1 protein-coding gene is annotated in these 319 nt (G+C 49.8%); it reads right to left on the bottom strand.

Annotated elements, in window-relative coordinates:
* Positions 1 to 49 precede the first annotated feature (49 nt).
* Positions 50 to 319, bottom strand: a 270-nt coding sequence (locus AW165_RS20005; protein ID WP_212823967.1) for a hypothetical protein, incomplete at its 5' end; no start/stop codon positions are given.

Genomic DNA, 319 nt, shown 5'->3' with positions numbered 1-319 from the left:
GCGAAGCGGTCACATCGAGAAGGTAGGCAAGCTGACGCACCTAGTGAGTTTAGGTAAGGAGAAAGGCTATAAGAATCCGGTGTACAAAACCACCGAGGCGGGACAAGAGTTCTGCGCCCTCCTCCCTGATGAGATTGTACGACCAGACATTTCCGCGATTTGGGAAGGCAGCCTCGATAAAATTTCGAAGAAACAACTCAATATCGAATCCTTCTTGCATGACGTGAATCAGTACATCCATAGCCAGGTAGAGCACGTTAAAACGCAGGGTGTGCCGTTCGTCAAACGCAATGGGATCACTTGCCCAACATGCCAGCAA

The organism is Acinetobacter sp. LMB-5 (assembly GCF_001541635.1).
Taxonomy (GTDB): Bacteria; Pseudomonadota; Gammaproteobacteria; order Pseudomonadales; family Moraxellaceae; genus Acinetobacter; species Acinetobacter pittii.
Note: the sequence above shows the minus strand (reverse complement) of the source record. Positions and strands in the feature narration are given on the sequence as shown.